Consider the following 19,442-nt stretch of genomic DNA (forward strand, 5'->3'; position numbering starts at 1 on the left):
ATGACATTAGATCACTGGGGCGAGATCAAAGAGCGGCTTTTGAAGACCGTGGGGCAAAACAACTACACCACCTGGATTGAGCCGCTTGTGCCCGGCGATGTCGAAGATGGAATCGTGACACTCAAGGTGCCCACGAACTTCTTTGGCAATTACGTTAGCCAGAACTTCTCGGATCTGATCTTGCATGAGATCAACGCCGCTGGCACCGATGCCACGCGCCTGAATTTTGCGCTGAACCAGCAGCCCGCCAATGCCGCCGACAAGCCCGCCCCGGCTGCGCGACAGACCACCGCCGCTGTAAAGCCCGCCAATAGCCAACTGAGCACTGCCCCGCTTGACCCGCGCTTTAGCTTTGACAACTTTGTTGTCGGCAAACCAAACGAACTGGCCCATGCCGCCGCGCGCCGTGTCGCCGAAGGTGGCCCGGTCACGTTCAACCCGCTGTTCCTGTATGGCGGCGTCGGCTTGGGTAAAACGCACCTCATGCACGCCATCGCCCGCGAACTGCATGAGCGTAAGCCCGAGATGAATGTGCTCTACCTTTCGGCCGAGCAATTCATGTACCGTTTTGTGCAGGCGCTGCGCGACCGCAAGATGATGGACTTCAAAGAGATCTTCCGTTCGGTCGACGTGCTGATGGTCGATGACGTGCAGTTCATCGCGGGCAAGGATTCCACCCAAGAAGAGTTCTTTCACACGTTCAATGCGCTGGTTGATCAGCACAAACAGATCATCATTTCGGCCGACCGCGCACCGGGTGAAATCAAAGACCTCGAAGACCGCGTGAAGTCGCGTCTGCAATGCGGCTTGATCGTTGACCTGCACCCGACGGACTATGAACTCCGCCTCGGCATTCTGCAAAGCAAGGTCGAAGTGCAGCGCAAGACCTACCCCGATCTCGAAGTTGCCGATGGCGTGTTGGAATTTCTGGCCCACCGCATCACCTCCAACGTTCGTGTTCTCGAAGGCGCGTTGACCCGTCTGTTCGCTTTCGCCTCGCTCGTGGGCCGTGAGATCGACATGGGCCTGACCCAAGATTGTCTGGCCGACGTGCTGCGCGCCTCGGAACGCAAAATCTCGGTCGAGGAAATCCAGCGTAAGGTGTCGGATCACTACAACATCCGTCTGAGCGACATGATCGGCCCTAAGCGTTTGCGCAGCTATGCCCGCCCGCGTCAGGTGGCGATGTATCTGTGCAAACAGATGACCAGCCGCTCCTTGCCCGAGATTGGACGTCGCTTTGGCGGGCGCGACCACACCACCGTCATGCACGGGGTGCGCCGGATCGAAGAGCTCAAGGTTTCCGACGGGCAGATCGCCGAGGATCTGGAACTTCTGCGCCGGGCGCTCGAATCCTAAGCACCTCTGCTTGAGGGGTTGTCCTCAGGACACGGTTAAACAGCGATCAGGGGCGCAGCTTGCGCCCCTCTTGCATTCACTTCAACAAAGCCACAAAAGTTCTTGTGTAAGCGTGGGAACCGGGTAGTTTGCCTCTCCCGGCAATCGGTATGGGAGAAGGCATATGAAATTCAGCATCGAACGCGCGGCACTGCTTAAGGCCGTTTCGCAAGCCCAATCCGTCGTTGAGCGGCGCAACACCATTCCGATCCTCGCCAACGTGCTGATCGAAGCCGAGGGCAGCGATGTCTCCTTCCGCGCCACCGATCTGGATATCGAAGTGGTCGATAAGGTCGCCGCCCAAGTTGAGCGCGCTGGCGCCACCACCGTTTCAGCCACCCTGCTGCATGAAATCGTGCGCAAACTGCCCGACGGTGCGTTGATCAGCCTCACCGCCGATACCGCCGCTGGCCGCCTGACTGTCGAAGCGGGCCGGTCCAACTTCTCGCTGGCGACACTGCCGCGCGAGGATTTCCCGGTTATGGCATCGTCGGAATACGCCTCGAACTTTACAGCCCCTGCCCCGGTGCTGCGCCGCCTGTTCGACAAATCCAAATTCGCCATCTCTACCGAAGAGACGCGCTATTACTTGAACGGGGTCTACCTGCACATCGCGGATGCCGAAGGCGGCAAAGCGCTGCGCTGCGTGGCGACCGATGGCCACCGCCTCGCCCGGATCGACGCCACCATGCCCGAGGGCGCGGCCGAGATGCCCGGCGTGATCGTACCGCGCAAAACCGTGGGCGAATTGCGCAAGCTACTGGATGATGACGAGATGGAAATCGCGGTTTCCGTGTCAGAGACAAAGATCCGTTTCGCCACCCCCGCCATCACCCTGACATCCAAGGTGATCGACGGCACTTTCCCCGACTACACCCGTGTGATTCCTCAAGGGAACACCCGCAAGATGGAAGTCGACGCCGCCGATTTCGCCCGCGCGGTGGACCGTGTGGCAACCGTGAGTTCCGAGCGTTCGCGCGCCGTGAAACTGCAACTGGACGAAGACCGTCTGGTGCTTTCCGTCAACGCACCTGACAGCGGTGCTGCCGAAGAAGAGCTTGCCGTGGCCTATGCCGATGAGCGGTTAGAGATTGGCTTTAACGCGAAATACCTGCTGGAAATCGCCAGCCAAGTGGACCGCGAGAACGCTGTGTTCCTGTTCAACTCTTCCGGCGATCCGACCCTGATGCGCGAAGGCAATGATACGTCTGCAGTCTATGTCGTCATGCCGATGCGCGTGTGACTTGGGCGGGAATTTTTGAAATTCCCGCACCGTTTTCTTTGAAAGAAAACGGAGTCTGAATGGCGCAGCTGTATCTTTCCAACCTCGGCCTCTCGCATTTCCGCTCGCACCGCCGGGCGGTGATCGACGTAGATGCGCGCCCCGTCGCGCTCTATGGCCCCAATGGCGCGGGCAAGACCAATATCATCGAGGCGATCTCGCTGCTGTCGCCGGGCCGTGGGCTGCGCCGGACCAGCGCGCAGGATATGGCGCGTCGGCCCGAAGCGCTTGGATGGAAGGTGACCGGCTTGCTGCACGGCCCGTCGGTTATGCATGAGGTCGACATCTGGTCCGAAGCGGGCGCTGCGCGGCAAACCAAGATCGACGGCAAAGCTGCCGCGCAGACCGCGCTAGGCCGGATCGCCCGGGTGCTTTGGTTGATCCCCGCGATGGACCGGCTGTGGATCGAAGGTGCCGAAGGGCGGCGGCGGTTTCTGGATCGTGTCACCCTGTCGATGCTGCCCGATCATGCTGAATTGTCCCTAAGCTATGAAAAGGCCATGCGTGAGCGGAATCGCTTGCTAAAAGATATGGTGCGCGAGCCTGCGTGGTATGCCGCGCTTGAAAGCCGCATGGCCGAAACGGGCGCGCAAATTCATGCCAATCGCCTCCACGCCCTCGCAGCGCTGGAAGCCGCTCAAGAAGAAGCGCAAACCGCCTTCCCTATCGCCACGCTGGCCTTACAATGCGACATGCCAAGTGAGGCCGACGCGCTGCGCCGTGCCCTGTCAGACAACCGAATGCGGGACCTTTCTGCTGGGCGTACACTGATTGGCCCGCACCGCGCCGATCTGGAAGGCACCTATGCCGCCAAGGGGGTCGCTGCGCGCGATTGCTCTACCGGAGAGCAAAAGGCGCTTCTCGTCTCGCTGATCCTCGCCAATGCCCGCGCCATCGCCGCCGATTTCGGTGCCCCGCCGCTGCTGCTGCTGGATGAGGTGGCGGCACATCTTGATGCCACCCGTCGGGCAGCGCTTTACGATGAAATCTGCGCGCTTGGCGCCCAAGCTTGGATGACCGGCACCGGGCCTGAACTGTTTGAGAACCTCGGCGACCGCGCGCAGTATGTCGAAGTGACCGAAGAGGACGGCCTCTCTCGGGTGGAAGCCAGCCTATGACCATTTCCCCTGCCGATCTGCTGCTCTATTGCGGCGCGTTGCTGATCCTCTTCCTTACTCCCGGCCCGGTCTGGCTGGCGATGATGGCGCGGGCGCTTTCAGGCGGGTTTCAGGCCGCATGGCCGCTGGCATTTGGCGTCGCGATTGGCGACATGCTCTGGCCGCTGGTGGCGGTGCTCGGGATCACATGGATCCTCTCGGTTTTTGACACGGTGATGGAGGTGCTGCGCTGGATCGCCAGTGGGGTGTTTATCCTGATGGGCGTGGCCCTGATCCGGCAGGCGGGCGAGAAGATCAGCAGCGACAGCCGCCTGACCCGCCCCGGCATGTGGTCCGGTTTCGTCGCGGGCATTGTCGCGATCCTTGGCAATCCGAAAGCGGTGCTGTTCTACATCGGCGTGCTGCCGGGGTTCTTTGACCTGCGCGCTGTCACCGGGCCTGACATTGGCCTAATCCTCGCCGCGTCGGTCATTGTACCGCTAATCGGCAACCTTGCGATCGCGCTTTTGGTCGGCCGTTTGCGCGGCTTTTTGACCACGCCGCGCACGCTGCGGCGGATCAATCTAGTCTCGGGTGGCATGCTGGTTTTCGTGGGCCTTGTGATCCCCTTCGCCTGACACAAAATCTTGTGTCATTCGCGTGACAATGCCGGTCGAAAACACTATAAATCGGGCAAACGAGAAGGGTTATTTCCGCATGTCCGATACCGCGCAGACACCACAGGAATACGGCGCCGATTCCATCAAGGTTCTCAAAGGGTTGGAGGCCGTTCGCAAACGCCCCGGCATGTATATCGGTGACACCGATGATGGCTCTGGCTTGCACCACATGGTCTATGAGGTCGTGGACAACGGGATTGACGAAGCACTGGCCGGTCACGCCGACGCGGTGACAGTCACAATCCACGCGGATTCCAGCGTTTCGGTCAGCGACAACGGGCGCGGCATTCCGGTTGGCATACACGAGGAAGAAGGCGTTTCGGCGGCGGAGGTCATCATGACCCAACTGCACGCGGGCGGCAAATTCGACAGCAACTCCTACAAGGTCTCCGGTGGTCTGCACGGCGTCGGCGTTTCTGTTGTGAACGCCCTGTCTGACTGGCTGGAACTGCGCATCTGGCGCGAGGGCAAAGAGCATATCGCCCGTTTTGAAGGCGGCTTTACCACCAAACACCTCGAAGTATTGGGCGACACCGACCGTACCGGTACCGAAGTCCGTTTTATGGCCTCGACCGACACGTTCTCGAACCTTGAATACAGCTTTGAGACATTGGAAAAGCGCCTGCGTGAACTGGCTTTCCTGAACTCTGGCGTGCGCATCATCCTGACCGACGAACGCCCCGTAGAGCCGCTGCGCGCTGAGCTTTACTATGATGGTGGCGTTAAGGAGTTCGTCAAATACCTCGACCGGCACAAGACATCCGTGATGCCCGAGCCGATCTTTATCACCGGGGAGCGGGACGACATCGGCATCGAAGTCGCGATGTGGTGGAACGACAGCTACCATGAGAACGTCCTGCCCTTCACCAACAACATCCCACAGCGCGATGGGGGCACCCATATGGCGGGCTTCCGTGGCGCGCTGACCCGGACAATCAACGGCTATGCGCAGTCCAGTGGCATCGCAAAACGCGAAAAAATCAACTTTACTGGCGACGATGCCCGCGAAGGTCTGACCTGCGTGCTGTCTGTCAAAGTGCCGGATCCAAAGTTCTCCTCTCAGACCAAGGACAAGCTGGTCTCCTCCGAAGTGCGCCCAGCGGTCGAAAGTCTGGTGAGCGAAAAACTGGCCGAGTGGTTTGAAGAAAACCCCAATGAAGCCAAGCAGATCGTCGGCAAGATCGTCGAAGCCGCACAGGCCCGCGAAGCCGCCCGCAAAGCACGGGAATTGACCCGCCGCAAATCTGCGATGGATGTGAATTTCCTTGCAGGTAAGCTCAAGGATTGCTCGGAAAAAGACCCGTCGAAGACCGAAGTCTTCCTCGTCGAGGGTGACAGCGCCGGCGGCTCCGCCCAGACCGGCCGCGACCGTCAAACTCAAGCGATCCTGCCGTTGAAGGGTAAGATTCTAAACGTCGAACGTGCGCGGTTTGACCGTATGCTGGGCAGCCAAGAGATCGGCAACCTCGTTATGGCACTTGGCACCGGGATTGGCCGGGATGAGTTCAACCTCTCCAAGCTGCGCTACCACAAGATCGTCATCATGACCGACGCCGACGTCGACGGCGCACACATCCGGACGCTCTTGCTGACCTTCTTCTACCGCCAGATGCCTGAGCTGATCGAAAACGGTCACCTCTACATCGCGCAGCCACCGCTCTACAAAGTGTCGCGTGGCAAGTCCGAGGTGTACCTCAAAGACCAAGCCGCGATGGATGATTACCTGATCCAGCAGGGCGTCGACGGCGCGATGCTGCGTCAGGGAAATGGCGAGGAAATCTCGGGCCAGGACCTGACCCGCGTGGTCGATATGGCGCGCCAGCTTCGCCGCGTGTTGGAAGCCTTCCCAACCCATTACCCACGCCATATCGTTGAGCAAGCCGCCATCGCAGGTGCCTTTGTCGATGGTGCGGTGGACAGTGACCTGCAAGGCGTCGCCGACAAGGTCGCCGACCGCCTGAACCTGATCGCGCTGGAATATGAGCGTGGCTGGCAGGGCCGCATCACCCAAGACCACGGCATCCGCCTCGCCCGCATCCTGCGCGGCGTCGAAGAGGTGCGCACGCTGGACGGCCGCATGATGCGTTCCGGCGAGGCCAAGAAATCCGGCAGCTTCACCAAGCACTTGCAAGAGGTCTACGACCAGCCCGCCAAACTGATCCGCAAGGACCGCAGCCAGATGATCTATGGCCCCATGGACCTGCTAGATGCGATCCTTGCGGAGGGTGAGAAGGGCCTGTCGTTGCAGCGCTACAAAGGTCTGGGCGAGATGAACCCCGATCAGCTGTGGGAGACCACGCTAGACCCTGACGCGCGTACGCTGCTTCAGGTCCGGGTGGAGGACATGGCCGAAGCGGATGATCTCTTTACCAAGCTGATGGGCGACGTGGTCGAACCACGGCGCGAATTCATTCAGCAGAACGCGCTGAGCGTGGAGAACTTGGATTTTTAGGGAAGTGTAGGGAAGCGGGACTGTCTCCGCTGCGCATAGGTACAATAATCCGCTCAATTATAGCGGCCTATGACAAACCCCTTAGCGCTTTACCGTAACTCTTAGACATATGTGCCGCGCAGCCGTAACTGCGCGGCACATTTTTATGAATCGGGTGACTTAGCCGATGATGCTGTTTAGCGTCTTGGATGGGCGCATCACGGAGTCGGTCTTGGCCGCGTCGGTGCGGTAGTATCCGCCCAGATCAGCCGCTGGCCCCTGAACCGCTGCAAGCTCGGCTAGAATAGCCGCTTCATCGGTTGCCAGTGCTTCTGCGATTGGCGCGAAGTGGGCGGCAAGCTCTGTATCCTTGCCTTGTGCGGCAACCGCTTCGGCCCAATACCGCGCGAACCAGTAGTGGCTGTCGCGGTTGTCCGGCTCACCCACTTTGCGTGAGGGGGAGCGGCTGTTGTCGAGGATGCCCTGCGTTGCCACTTCGACGGCTTCACCCAAGATGCGGGCCTTTTCGTTGCCCTTGGCATCGGCCAAGAACATCAGGCTCTCGCCAAGTGCGCAGAATTCGCCAAGGCTGTCCCACCGCAGGTGGTTCTGCTCGACAAGCTGCTGCACGTGTTTCGGGGCCGAACCACCCGCGCCCGTCTCAAACAGACCGCCGCCGTTCATCAGCTTGACGATCGACAGCATCTTGGCGGAGGTCGCCAGTTCCAAGATCGGGAAGAGATCGGTGAGATAATCGCGCAGCACGTTGCCGGTGATGGCGATGGTGTTCTCCCCCTTGGTGATGGTCTCGAGCGAGGCACGGGTGGCTTCGCGGGGGGCCATGATCTCGAACTTATCGGCCACGCCTTGGGCCTCAAGGATCGGCTTCACGTAGGAGATCAGCTCGGCGTCATGGGCGCGGCTTTCGTCCAGCCAGAAGATCGCCCGGCAGCCTTCGGCCTTTTGGCGCGAGATGGCAAGGTTAACCCAATCTTCAATCGGCGCTTTGCGCGCGGAGGAAGAGCGCCAGATGTCACCGGCGTCGACCTTGTGCTGGTGCAGCACAGTGCCATCGTCGAGAATCATCTTCACAGTACCCGCCTCAGCCAATTCAAAGGTGGTCGGGTGAGAGCCGTATTCCTCGGCCTTTTGCGCCATCAGGCCGATGTTCTGCACGGTGCCAGCGGTCGCCGGGTTCAGCTTGCCGTTCTCTTTGAAGAAGTTGATCGCCTCGTCGTAAACCGGTGCATAGGAATTATCGGGGATCACGCAGTTGGCGTCGTGTTCCTTGCCGTCCGGACCCCAACCCTTGCCGCCAGCGCGGATCAGCGCAGGCATGGAGGCGTCGATGATTACGTCCGAGGAGACATGCAGGTTGGTGACGCCCTTGTCGGAATCGACCATATACATCGGCGGACGGTCCTCCATGCAGGCGTTGATGTCGGCCATGATCTCGCTCTCGCCCTTCACGCGCTCCAGCAGGTCGCCAAGGCCGGAGTTGGGGTTCACGCCCAGTTCCTTCAGCTTCTCACCGTGTTTTTTAAATACGGGCTTCAGATAGGCCTCGACCGCGTGACCGAACAGGATCGGGTCAGAGACCTTCATCATCGTCGCCTTGAGGTGCAGCGAGAAAAGGATGCCGTCTTCTTTGGTCTTTTCGATCTGAGTGGCGAGGAATTCTTTGAGGGCCGCAGCGCTCATGAATGTCGCGTCCACGACGGTGCCTGCGGGGTAATCAAGGCCGTCTTTCAACACCTTCTCACCATCCGCGGTCTCTAGCACGATTTTCGCGCCGGAGGCTTTGTCGAGCGTGGCCGACACTTCGTTCGAGAAGAAGTCATTGCCAGACATCGACGACACATGCGTCTTGCTGTCGGATGCCCAATCACCCATCCGGTGCGGGTTTGACTGCGCAAAGCTTTTCACGGCTTTGGCGGCGCGGCGGTCAGAGTTGCCTTCGCGCAGAACCGGGTTCACAGCCGAGCCTTTGATCGTGTCATACTTGGCACGAACGGCTTTCTCTTCGTCGGTGCTGGGGGAATCTGGGTAATCAGGCAAGGCAAAGCCTTGGGACTGCAATTCTTTGATGGCGCCGACCAATTGCGGCACAGAGGCAGAGATGTTCGGCAGCTTGATTACATTCGCCTCGGGTGTTTTTACCAAACGGCCCAGCTCGGCCAGATCGTCGGACTGACGCTGGTCTTCGTTCAAGGCCTCAGGGAAGGTCGCCAGAATACGCCCAGCAAGGCTGATGTCTTTCGTGCCGACGCTCACACCAGCGGCTTTGGCGAATTTTTGGATGATCGGCAACAGGGACGCCGAGGCCAGTTCCGGCGCTTCGTCAACTTTAGTGTAAATGATGTCGGACATGATATGCTCCAAATTGCTGCATTTGTTGCCCTGATAGCTGAACAGACAGCGAAGGTCGACGGTATACCGCAGTATGCGGTGGGGTCGGCATGGGAAAATGCGGTGATTTAGCGGATTCCAGCCATCGGGCGGGCCAAGCGGCCAGAAAGCGTGGCGATTACCTTAGCGAGACACGCTGCGCAGCTGTAGGATCTGCATCCCAATCGCCATGGCCGGGCCAATGCCCACCGCAAACAGCAGCGTGCCAAGGCCCAAAGTGCCTCCCAACGCCCAGCCAATCGCGACCACGGTCAACTCAATACTCATGCGCACCAGCGCGATGGGTTTGCCCGTGACCCGCTGCAGTCCCGTCATCAGCCCATCACGCGGGCCGGGGCCGAGGTTTGCCACAAGATAAATCGCGCCGCCAAAGCCTGTTACGAAAACACCTGTCAAAGCCAACAGGGCATTCGCCAGATAGCTGTCAAACCGTGGCAGGATCGGCAGCGCATATTCCAGCACCAGCGCCACGATCACCGCATTCAGAATGGTTCCGATGCCCGGCGTCTGGCGCAGCGGAATCCAAAGCAGCAGCACCGTCGCACTGATGAGGAATGTCGCGAACCCAAGGCTCCAACCCGTGATATTGGTCACGCCTTCGGCAAAAACGGTCCAAGGGCTGACACCGACGCCTGCATTGACCAAAAGCGCTTCACCCGTGCCGAACATTACCAGCCCGAGGATCAGAAACACCATCGAGACGAAGGGTGGCTTGAGGGTGAAGGCCTTGGGCGAACTCCACCGCAGCGTGGGGACAGAGGTGACAGACAGGAAACTCACGGGGCGCGACCTCTGGCGATGCAATCTAGATGCGCACTTGTTCCAGTTTACGCCAGACCCGGCAAGGTCAATCCACCCATGAATTTAACGCCAGCGCGCGAAGCCGAAGGTCATATAATCTTTCTGATAAGCATCCGCCGCTAATGCTTCGATCTCATTGTCATAGATGTCGGCAAGCATGAAAGGGCCCGGCTCGACAGGCGCTGGTACGCCGGGGCTGGTCGCATGGCCTTGGGTCGCGGCCAGTGCGGCCAATTCAGCGGCCAAATCCTCTTCGCGGATGATACGATCCGGCAGACAAAACTCGCCGAAACCCGCGATGGCTTGGGCCTGCGAGCACCACGCGGCATCCACACGGATTGAGGTTTGTCCGGCCAGATTGCCCTTGAGAAACTTCAGAAAGGCCACAAAGGCGGTGCGATGCGCGTCACGGTCATATCCCGCATCAGGGCCGTCCTTCGGCAGCGGCATCTTGTAGCGGCGCATCAGCGTGTTGCGTAGCTGACGATAGCTGCCCTCCCCTGTGGTTAGGATATGACGGCAAAAGGCATCATGTGCCCGCAAGGCCGGATGGCGCAGGACGGTAAAGCCGCGATGCCCCGGCGTTTTGCGTTTCCACTGACGCAGCTCTTTTTGCGACATTTTATCGCGCAGCGCTTCGCGCGGCACACCATCCAGCGCGGCCAGCCAATTCAACACCTGATCCTCTGGCCCGGACTTGATCGGCAGATAGATCAACCCGCTGGTCGCAGCGGCCACATAGGAGGGCACATTCGGCCCGCGCCGCGGCTCGAAATTGGGGGTACGGGTCAGGTCGAAACGGTCCAACCGCGCCAGTTCCTCCAGCATCTCGTCATAGTTGCTGACCTTGGCCGAGATCGGGCTGGGGTTCTGTTTCTTGAGGTTCTTGTCCAGCGCCTCCAACTGCTCATCCACGCCGAGGTAGCGCGCAAGACCGTTCATCACCTCAACGCTTTGCAGGTCTTCGTATGCCACGTAAAACGCCGTCTGGCCCGAGGTCTGCAAACGGTTCAGCAGCGTGATCTGAAAGCGCTGCAAGGCGTCCAGATGCGCGCTGAACTCATCAACGTCAAAAACCGCCTGTGCCACCTTCTGCGCCTTCATATCGGTCAGTTTCCACTGCCCCGTCGCCTGCGCGATCTTCCAACTGACGTAGCTGTCGACCGGATTGCGGGTGAGCACGATCTTGGCGCATCGGGTGTCGCTTATGATAGGGTCAAACACACGTGGATCATGGTCGTGGAAATAACGGAAACCGCCCAATGCATCCTGCTGCCCCCGGATCGCGGAGAGCAGCTTTTTGGGGTTTTCATCCCGCGAGGCCTGATCCACGCTAAGGATTGGCTCGCTTTTGGGATAGCCCATGAAAAAAGGGTTAAACGCCTCTCCATGACAGGCGATCCCCGCAAAAGCGTTCAGGTTCGCTTCGAGAAAGTTAGACCCGGTCCGCATCTCGGCGAAGACCACGAAACTGTCGAATTTATCGCTCATGGATTATTTCACCAGATAAGGTTTCGGGGAAGGTTTGGCATCACCAGTCACAGCTTGGGCGACCGGAAAATCACCCATCAAATAGGGGTGCATGCCTTGGTTCTTGAGGTTTTGCAGGAACTGGCCGAAACCATTCAGGTCCACCATGCGCGGCGCCTCTGACAGGCGGCGCAGACGGGTGCGGCCAATCTCATCCAATATCCCCTGCAAAGGCTCCATCGGTGCTTCGATAAATTCAGCCATGGTCCAGATCCGCACCCGCGCCTTGGCATGGGGTGACCGCAGAATATCCATATGCGCACTCTCTGCCTGTTGCAGTTTTGCAGCAAGGCGGCGGATATCGGCAAAATCGAGGTTTGAGCGAAACAGCGGCACCGCCCAAGCGCCGGTTATGACCGAAATATGCGCGTTCGGGTCTTTGGCCACGCGCCAGTTGATGTCTTGGTTGTCCAATGGGCCGAACTGAAAACACTGACGCTCGCCGCGCGTGTTCCAAATCAGATTGGTTAGAAAGGCACTGCTATTATGGTCCCGCAAGACCGGATTATCCGACAGCGCCCCGTTCAGTGCCGTCTGCCCATCGGCAAAATGCGCCCGGTCAAGCGCAAAGAGATGCCCATGCACCCGCACGCCTGTTGCGCGGCCAAGCCAATATTCGAAATCCTCAAAAATCTCGGCAAAGCCCTGAAACACCGAATAGGGCGCGGCGGTGACACCATTCTCCCAATCCTCATTAGGAAAACGGCTTTGCATATAGAGCCCCGCCCGCCCACGGGTCCGCCGCTCTACCGCCTTGGCAAAGATGCGGTCGATCTTGCCGGGGTTGGGCTCGGTCTTTTTCATCGCCCCTGCGGGGTCAGTCAGGAAGGCATCATAGAGCCTGTCCGCATGGGGCCAAATCTTGCGCGCGACAAAACAATCTGAGCGGCGCAAAAGCTGGAGGTGATCGTCGTAAAAGATATGCGGCTTGCCCTGAAAATCGAACTTCGACAGGGTCAGCGACCGGCTTTCGATCTTGCTGGAATAGAGCCGCGTTAGGGTCTGGAAATAGCTCTCATCCGGGATCCAGACGTGGCGAAAGAACTTGTCGTAGGTCGGCCTGTCAGGGTCCTGCAGGATCGCCGACAGGGTGCGCCGGGTCAGGCACCACCATTGCGAGCCCATATGCGGCACGATCCCGCGCGGCATCCGGCGTTTGAGCCGCAGCAGGCGCTGCACCTCGACCGCGCGGTCAAACAAATAGCGATTGCGCCGCCAAGAGAAGGGGAAGCGTAGGGTAAACCGCTCCGCATCCAGCCCGCCCACGGTCCAGGGCACATCCGCCGTGGTGGCGCTTTCGATGAAATCGGTCTGCGGGCGGTCCTCAAGATAGTCGATCAATTCCTGCACCGGGCGCAGCGGCAGACAGGACCCGGAGGCCAGATAGACATGGCGCACCCTGGGAAAGCGCGAGAGCATCAATTCCGCCGCCCCCTGCGAGGCAGCAACGATCCCCCAAGTGCCCCACTCGCAGCGTTTGCGGGGGCTGAAGCATAGGTCCTTCACGTCAGAGAGCGCCGCCACGAAAGCATCATGCGCGCGCCGGGGCACAGCCTTGTCGATGTGGATCACCACCGGGCAGCCCGCAGCGGCCCAATGGCGCGCGACCTGCTCGGCTCGGTCAAAAGCGTTGTGCACTAACATGATGATCCCGACGCTCATGCCCAGTTCCCTTTTGACATAAGGCCGAGGATCTCAAGCTGCCGCCAATTGATGTAGCGCTCTGACCACTTGCACCAAAGCTGCGGATCGTCCTTTAGCTGCGCGGCATAGGCTTTGTATTCCACCGAAGCCGCGTAATGCTCGCTGCGTTCCAACTCCTCCGCCGCTTTGGCACCGAAAGTGTCGAGGAACTTGGCATGAAGCAGCACGCCCGAGGCTTTCTCTCCGCCCCATTCGTCATAGACCTGATTAAGCCCGCGCGGCAGCAGCATATGGGTCGAGCTGACATAGGCATAGCGCCGATCCCATTTGACCAGCGGCACCTTGTTCAGCGCCGGGGCCTTTGCGGGCGCGTCGGGGAAGAACACCCGCGCCCGTGGCCCGCCCTGAATCCACAGGTTCCCAAACCGCCGATTGCGCGAAATGGTGTAATTGCCGCTGTCAAACCACGACGCAATCTCAATCGGGTTCTGCCCAGCTTGGTAAGGTTCTTCGTCAAGCCGCCCTTTAGGATACATATCCAGCAGCATCGCGGAAAAGCTTTTGATCGACGACGCATCAAGCCAATCGGTCAGCGCCCGCAGGGGCCGTGTGTCGCAAAAGGGATAGACCAGAAACTCATCAGGATCGACCGTCAGCGCCCAGTGGCCATGGGCGTATTTCATCTGCAGCCAGTTCAGCCAATCGACCCCGAACCGTGAGCGCTTATAGCTGGCCTTGGCGCTCCAGACCGAAACATCAGGTTGCTCTGTAAGGTATTCCAGCGAGCCGTCCGTGCTGTCATTATCGACGAAAAAGAAATGCCCGACACCCATATCGCGGTAGTATTTCAGGAAATAGGGTAGCCGAATGCGTTCGTTGCGCTGCGTGCAGAACACAAGGATATCGTCGCGTTTGATCTGAGCGGTACGGTTCGCCACAGGGGTCAGCTCCCGCCGCTTGCGGAAAGCGCGGATGCGCCAGCGCTTGCGTTGCAGCCGCAACCGATATGACTGAATTAAGCCCAAACCGCCCCTTACCTTTTCGGACCTGACCGCTCTTTAGCTGCGCTATCACGTCGACTTTAACACGGTCTTGAAGTGTTCGGCCCATGTTGGCGCGATAAAAGTCGTCGCAGGGCGCGGGTCTGGCGGAGATGTGGCCCATTCTTCGATTGTTCTAATCCATGAATAGGACTCCGTTAGGGCCGCGTAAACGGCTTTGTCACCCAAGACCTCGTGCAAGACCGGTAAATCGTTGCATAAAACACGCGTTCCTAGGTGTAGTGCTTCGACGGGAGGCAGGCCAAAGCCTTCGGCATGGCTGGGGAAAAGCATTCCCGCCGCCCCCTGCACCAAGGCCGCCATTGCACTGTCGCCAAGGCCAGATCGTTCTTGGACCGGGCCATCGGGTGGCAGTTGGTCGAGCCGATCAAAGACCGCCGCGTTATTCCACCCCCGGCTGCCGCAGATCAACAATGGTGGTGCGCCAGGGCCCATGGTCTGCCACAGGTCAAGCAAGAACTCATGGTTCTTGCGTGGCTCTATCGTTCCGACGATTATGAAGTAGGGCCGTTTGGGCGGCAGGCCGATGGGCAATGCGCTTGCGTCTGGTGTTGGTGCGTCAAGCCCCAGATGGGCCACCACCGCGGGCGGCACCCGTCCCTGCATTTGCGCCTCACAGCGACGTTTCGTATCTTGAGAATTGTAGATTACCAGATCGGCATGCGCGCACACCCGGTCAATCTTGGCCCGAAAAGGCGCGACCGTGCCGGGGCGCTGGTATGCTGGATACTCCAGCGGGATCACATCGTGTATCAGAACCGAAATTCGCCCCCGCGCCTCTTTCACGGCGACCAAAACCCGGTCTGTCAGATTGCTGTGCCCCACATTTAGATAGGCAAAGCTCGGCGGCAAATAGCGCCCCAGCATACGTGGCAACCTAGCAGGCAAGCACCGCGCCAGCGCCAAGCGCCGCAAATCGCTTTCCGCCCGCATTAAAGCCACCTGCCGCCCCCGCGGCAGACGGGACAACAAATCGGCCCGGCCCCAAGGCCGTCGGCCTGCTAGCCGATCATAGAAGGCTTGCAACCCGGCACGATCAATCAAGACATAGCCTAAAGCCGTGCGTGCCACGCCAAAGAGCGACGCGTCACCTGTCAGAAGATGTGAGAGATAGGCCAGTTCGACCCGATCAACCCCCGTGGCCGTCCGCCCGACCCGGCGCAAAGATCGCGTCAGGTCGAGCAGCCGAACTGCGGGCTCAATCATTGGTATGCCACTGTAAGGGCTTACTGCGCTGCCCGGTCAACTTGGGCAATGCTTTGTAGGTAAGCAGACAGGTCATCCCGCAGTTCTTCGCGTGCAAGGCCAAAGGCCACCGTCGCCTGCAAGAAACCTGCCTTAGAGCCGCAATCAAACCGCTGGCCCCTAAAACGGAAACCGTAAACATCGCGCTCTTGTTCGATTTCCTGTGCGATCGCATCGGTCAGTTGGATTTCTCCGCCTGAACCAGACTTGAGCTTGTTGAGATTCTTTAGAACCGTCGGCGCAAGGATATAGCGCCCGATCACAGCAAGGTTTGAAGGCGCTTTATCTGCGGCGGGCTTTTCCACCATGCCTTTGACTTTGACCAGATCGCCCTGCTCTTCGCTTGTATCCAGAATACCGTATGAGGACGCCCGCGCGGGTTCGACCTCCATCGCGGCGACCATGCTGCCGCCGGTTTCTTCATAGGCTTCGATCATCTGCTTCAAACAGGGCTTATCGGCGGCGATCACGTCATCCGGCAACATCACCGCAAAGGGTTCATTGCCGATCAAACGGCGCGCACACCAGACGGCATGGCCAAGGCCAAGCGCCTTATGTTGGCGGATATAAGCAATCGCACCGCTGTCCATATTGGTGTCTTCTAGGGTCTTGAGAAGTTCGGTTTTACCCTTCTTGCGCAACTCTTGCTCAAGCTGCGGCGCGTGGTCAAAGTAATCCTCCAACGCTCCCTTGCCGCGCGAGGTTACAAAAATAAACTCTTTGATACCGGCAGCCCGCGCTTCATCGATTGCATATTGAACCAGCGGCCGATCAACGAGGGTCATGATCTCTTTAGGCACCGACTTGGTGGCGGGCAGAAAGCGTGTTCCCATTCCTGCTACGGGAAAGATCGCTTTTGTTACCTTCTTGCGCATTTTAATCCTTACAACTTATTCGAAATATACAGAACGCCACGGTCAATTCTCACCTGCGCTTTTCTACCGACAATAATCATCGCTGAAACCGCGCTGTCTGGCAACTCGCCTGACTTCCTTTTTCAGCCGATCTTCCCGCCGAGTTAAGCGAAAAACCGCCTCATCCCGTGAAGATTTTCCATATATTCCACCAGTTTGCAGCCAGATAGCGTTGATCGGGTCAAAGGCAACGTGGTGATAAAGAGCTGTGGGTGACAGGTTGAATAGCGTGACGATTTCGCCAGATTCGGCGCGCTTTGCGGCTTTCGCTCGGTCCTTGGCCAGTTTTATAGGCCGCGTGAACATCGCCACGCTGCGACGCAGACAAGCGGGAAATGGGCGAAATGCGCTGTGGGCTTCGCGTGGCACGGCGCCGTTGCCGATCACGCGCTCAATTCCTTCGGCGTGGCCCCTATCTAGCCTATGCAGCAGCCGGGTAACATCGCGCGGTTCAAGCCCGCCGCTCACCAAATAGCGCAGCAACCGGCGGCGTTCAGCTGCGCGCAAATGCGCCCATTGGGCAGCGCGATCCTGCTCAGGCAGATGTTTGCGGTGAAACACAGCCCAGCTGGCGCCGATATCATACAGATCGCGCGGCACACGGTTGGCACTGCGCATCTGATTAGCCGCAAACCCGTGGTGGACTTCTGCCAAAGGCACAATTGCCGTGGCATGCCCCGCCCGCGCGAGGCGCATGTTCAAATCGGTCTCATCCAAAAAATAGTGAAAGGCGGGGTCGAACCCACCGAGGTCGGCCAAGACATCGCGCCGAAAGGCCATATTGGTGCCTTCGGTTTTGATCGCCCGGCTGGGCGAAGGAAGCAGAACGCTGGGGGTTTCGGCGTCAACGTCCAAGTGTTCCGGCTCACCCAGCGCATTTAGCTGGCGCGCACGATACTGAAAGGAGATCCCGTTGCGCCCCCGAACAAAGCCGGTCATGGCGGCTACGTCGGGCTGCGCCGCTGGGGCCATCAAGTGGCGCAGCCATTGTGGCTCTGGCACGGCATCATCGTCGATAAAGGCGACAACCTCTCCCGCGGCCTGCGCGATCCCAAGGTTACGCGCGACAGAGATATTGGCTGTATCAAAGTCCACCAATTTCAATGCGTCGGTAAAGGGCAGATCACGCACCGCGGCGATCCCGGCAGGATCGGCTACAACGATAACTTCGAAAGGGGCATACTGAAGCTGCCCGACCCCCGCCAAACAGCGCCGCAATGCTTCAGGCCGATTCCGGCTGACGATCACGATGCTGACCGGCACACCGTTTCCCAGCGCGCCATTGACGGGGGGGGCTGTCATTCCAATCCCATTTTCGCCATCATGGCTTCGAGCTTTGGCACATCTTCGGGATTGTTCAGCTCCCAGAACTCGCGCCCTTTCGCTTCAACCTCGGCACAAAGCACCGAACGGCCATTTTCAAGGAAACGAAGCTGTTCCAGCCCTTCCAACTGCTCCAAGGGACCGACAGGCCAGCTTGGGTATTGCGCCAAGGCTTGAGGCCGGTAGGCATAGACACCGACATGGTGGAAAACCGGGGTCATCTCAGCCTCTGTATAGGGCTTTCCGGTATAGGGAACGACCTCTTTCGAGAAGTAGAGCGCCCGGTTGTCGGCACCAAAAACCGCCGTCGTGCCGCCGACCCGGCCAGCTTTACGGTCGCCCAGCAGACTGTTGAGCGTGGCACCATCGCAGCGCAAAACTGGGGTGGCGATCTCAGCCTCGGGCATGTCTTTCAGACCCTGTACCAGCCCCTCGACAAACCAATGCGGCGTCAGCGGTGCATCTCCTTGCAGGTTCACCACTATATCATAGCCCCCGCCTAGCGCGGCATGCGCCTCGGCGCAGCGCTCGGTGCCATTGGCGCAGGTTTCTGAGGTCATCACCACCGCAGCGCCAAAACCTTCGGCAGCTTCGCGGATGCGGTCGTCATCGGTGGCCACCACAACGCGGTCCACACCAGACACGGCGCAGGCCGCCCGCCAGCTTCGCTCAATTAGTGACTGCTTTTTGCCCGACGCACCGGTAAGTGCGACGAGCGGTTTGCCCGGATAGCGGGTCGAGGCATAGCGGGCAGGAATGACGATAAGGACAGACATCAGCCCGCCTTCAGATCAACGCCCGGCGCATGGGCGATAAAGAAGGGGTTGGCGAAATCTTCTTTGCCATAGGTCAGTGGCGTGAGATCATCAAAACGCACCACGGCGCCCCCGGCACCGTTCAGAACCGCATGGCCAGCGGCAGTGTCCCATTCCATCGTGCGGCCCAAGCGTGGGTAGAGATCGGCCTCTCCGGTCGCGACCAAACAGAACTTCAGCGACGAACCTGCCGAAGTCATATCACGCACACCGTATTTGCCGATGTAATCGTCGGTTGCCTGATCGCGGTGCGATTTAGAGGCGACAACCATCAGGGCGGAATTGTCTGGATTAGAGACGGAAATTGCCTTGGTCTCACCCAACTGCTCCTTAGCGAAATCGCCTGTTTCTTCGACAGACTGACCGTCGGCTTGGGTGAAGAACATCCGCGACTTGGCAGGCGCATAGACGACACCGCGTGTGGGAACGCCCCCTTCGACCAATGCAATATTCACCGTGAAATCCCCCCGGCGGTGAACAAATTCTTTTGTTCCGTCCAGAGGGTCGACGATTAGAAACGTGTCGCCCTTGGCAGTATGGGTCACAGATTGCTCTTCTGTCACCAGCATCATGTCGGGGAACGCACGGCGCAGTCCTTCCGAAATGATCGCATCGGCGGCTTCATCGGCGGCGGTGACGGGGCTGTCGTCAGACTTTGACTTCACCTCAAAATCATCCTGACCATAGATCTCCATGATCTTATCTCCGGCTTCCAATGCCAACCGCCGCATCTCTACGACCAATTTTTCGTAATCCATTTTGCCTCCGGCCCTGCGGGCTATCGTTGCTTCAATTAATCGTTTCCCTTATGC

The 19,442-nt window shown here is 59.2% G+C and carries 15 protein-coding genes; 5 read left to right on the forward strand and 10 right to left on the reverse strand.

The window, feature by feature from the left end:
• From dnaA to gyrB, 5 genes are all read left to right on the forward strand, one after another.
• Positions 1-1,359: a chromosomal replication initiator protein DnaA gene (gene dnaA, locus DSM110093_RS00005; protein WP_243266127.1), complete on the forward strand. Its 1,359-nt coding sequence runs from the start codon at positions 1-3 to the stop codon at positions 1,357-1,359.
• Positions 1,360-1,522: 163 nt separating this feature from the next.
• Complete coding sequence (gene dnaN / locus DSM110093_RS00010; RefSeq protein ID WP_243266128.1) at positions 1,523-2,641, forward strand: DNA polymerase III subunit beta; 1,119 nt, start codon at positions 1,523-1,525, stop codon at positions 2,639-2,641.
• 59 nt (positions 2,642-2,700) lie between these two features.
• Entirely contained in the window at positions 2,701-3,798 is a 1,098-nt protein-coding gene (gene recF / locus DSM110093_RS00015; RefSeq protein ID WP_243266129.1) for a DNA replication/repair protein RecF, read from the forward strand.
• Positions 3,795-4,415, forward strand: coding sequence for a LysE family translocator (locus DSM110093_RS00020; protein WP_243266130.1), 621 nt, complete (start codon positions 3,795-3,797; stop codon positions 4,413-4,415). The genes recF and DSM110093_RS00020 overlap by 4 nt, the downstream gene beginning before the upstream one ends.
• A 79-nt stretch (positions 4,416-4,494) precedes the next feature.
• Positions 4,495-6,909 (forward strand): DNA topoisomerase (ATP-hydrolyzing) subunit B, encoded by a 2,415-nt coding sequence (gene gyrB / locus DSM110093_RS00025; RefSeq protein WP_243266131.1) that lies wholly within the window; start codon positions 4,495-4,497, stop codon positions 6,907-6,909.
• Between the two features lie 159 nt (positions 6,910-7,068).
• Here the strand turns inward: gyrB and DSM110093_RS00030 are convergent, their stop codons facing one another.
• From DSM110093_RS00030 to cysQ, 10 genes are all read right to left on the reverse strand, one after another.
• Positions 7,069-9,258, reverse strand: a complete 2,190-nt coding sequence (locus DSM110093_RS00030) for an NADP-dependent isocitrate dehydrogenase (protein ID WP_243266132.1) — start codon at positions 9,256-9,258, stop codon at positions 7,069-7,071.
• A gap of 162 nt (positions 9,259-9,420) precedes the next feature.
• On the reverse strand, positions 9,421-10,077 hold the full coding sequence (locus DSM110093_RS00035; protein ID WP_243266133.1) for a hypothetical protein: 657 nt from the start codon (positions 10,075-10,077) through the stop codon (positions 9,421-9,423).
• An 84-nt stretch (positions 10,078-10,161) separates the two neighbouring features.
• Positions 10,162-11,589 (reverse strand): nodulation protein NodH, encoded by a 1,428-nt coding sequence (locus tag DSM110093_RS00040; RefSeq protein WP_243266134.1) that lies wholly within the window; start codon positions 11,587-11,589, stop codon positions 10,162-10,164.
• A 3-nt stretch (positions 11,590-11,592) separates the two neighbouring features.
• Positions 11,593-13,290: a beta-1,6-N-acetylglucosaminyltransferase gene (locus DSM110093_RS00045; RefSeq protein WP_243266135.1), complete on the reverse strand. Its 1,698-nt coding sequence runs from the start codon at positions 13,288-13,290 to the stop codon at positions 11,593-11,595.
• Positions 13,287-14,273: a glycosyltransferase family 2 protein gene (locus DSM110093_RS00050; protein ID WP_243267741.1), complete on the reverse strand. Its 987-nt coding sequence runs from the start codon at positions 14,271-14,273 to the stop codon at positions 13,287-13,289. The genes DSM110093_RS00045 and DSM110093_RS00050 overlap by 4 nt, the downstream gene beginning before the upstream one ends.
• 69 nt (positions 14,274-14,342) lie before the next feature.
• Entirely contained in the window at positions 14,343-15,539 is a 1,197-nt protein-coding gene (locus tag DSM110093_RS00055) for a glycosyltransferase family 1 protein (protein WP_243266136.1), read from the reverse strand.
• A 20-nt stretch (positions 15,540-15,559) separates the two neighbouring features.
• Positions 15,560-16,453 (reverse strand): UTP--glucose-1-phosphate uridylyltransferase GalU, encoded by an 894-nt coding sequence (gene galU / locus DSM110093_RS00060; protein ID WP_243266137.1) that lies wholly within the window; start codon positions 16,451-16,453, stop codon positions 15,560-15,562.
• A 63-nt stretch (positions 16,454-16,516) separates the two neighbouring features.
• Complete coding sequence (locus tag DSM110093_RS00065; protein WP_243266138.1) at positions 16,517-17,794, reverse strand: glycosyltransferase; 1,278 nt, start codon at positions 17,792-17,794, stop codon at positions 16,517-16,519.
• Positions 17,791-18,591, reverse strand: a complete 801-nt coding sequence (locus DSM110093_RS00070) for a manno-octulosonate cytidylyltransferase (RefSeq protein ID WP_243266139.1) — start codon at positions 18,589-18,591, stop codon at positions 17,791-17,793. The genes DSM110093_RS00065 and DSM110093_RS00070 overlap by 4 nt, the downstream gene beginning before the upstream one ends.
• Positions 18,591-19,388, reverse strand: coding sequence for a 3'(2'),5'-bisphosphate nucleotidase CysQ (gene cysQ, locus DSM110093_RS00075; RefSeq protein ID WP_243266140.1), 798 nt, complete (start codon positions 19,386-19,388; stop codon positions 18,591-18,593). Before cysQ ends, DSM110093_RS00070 begins: the two co-directional genes overlap by 1 nt.
• Positions 19,389-19,442 lie beyond the last annotated feature (54 nt).

It is taken from the genome of Sulfitobacter sp. DSM 110093 (assembly GCF_022788715.1).
Classification (GTDB): domain Bacteria; phylum Pseudomonadota; class Alphaproteobacteria; order Rhodobacterales; family Rhodobacteraceae; genus Sulfitobacter.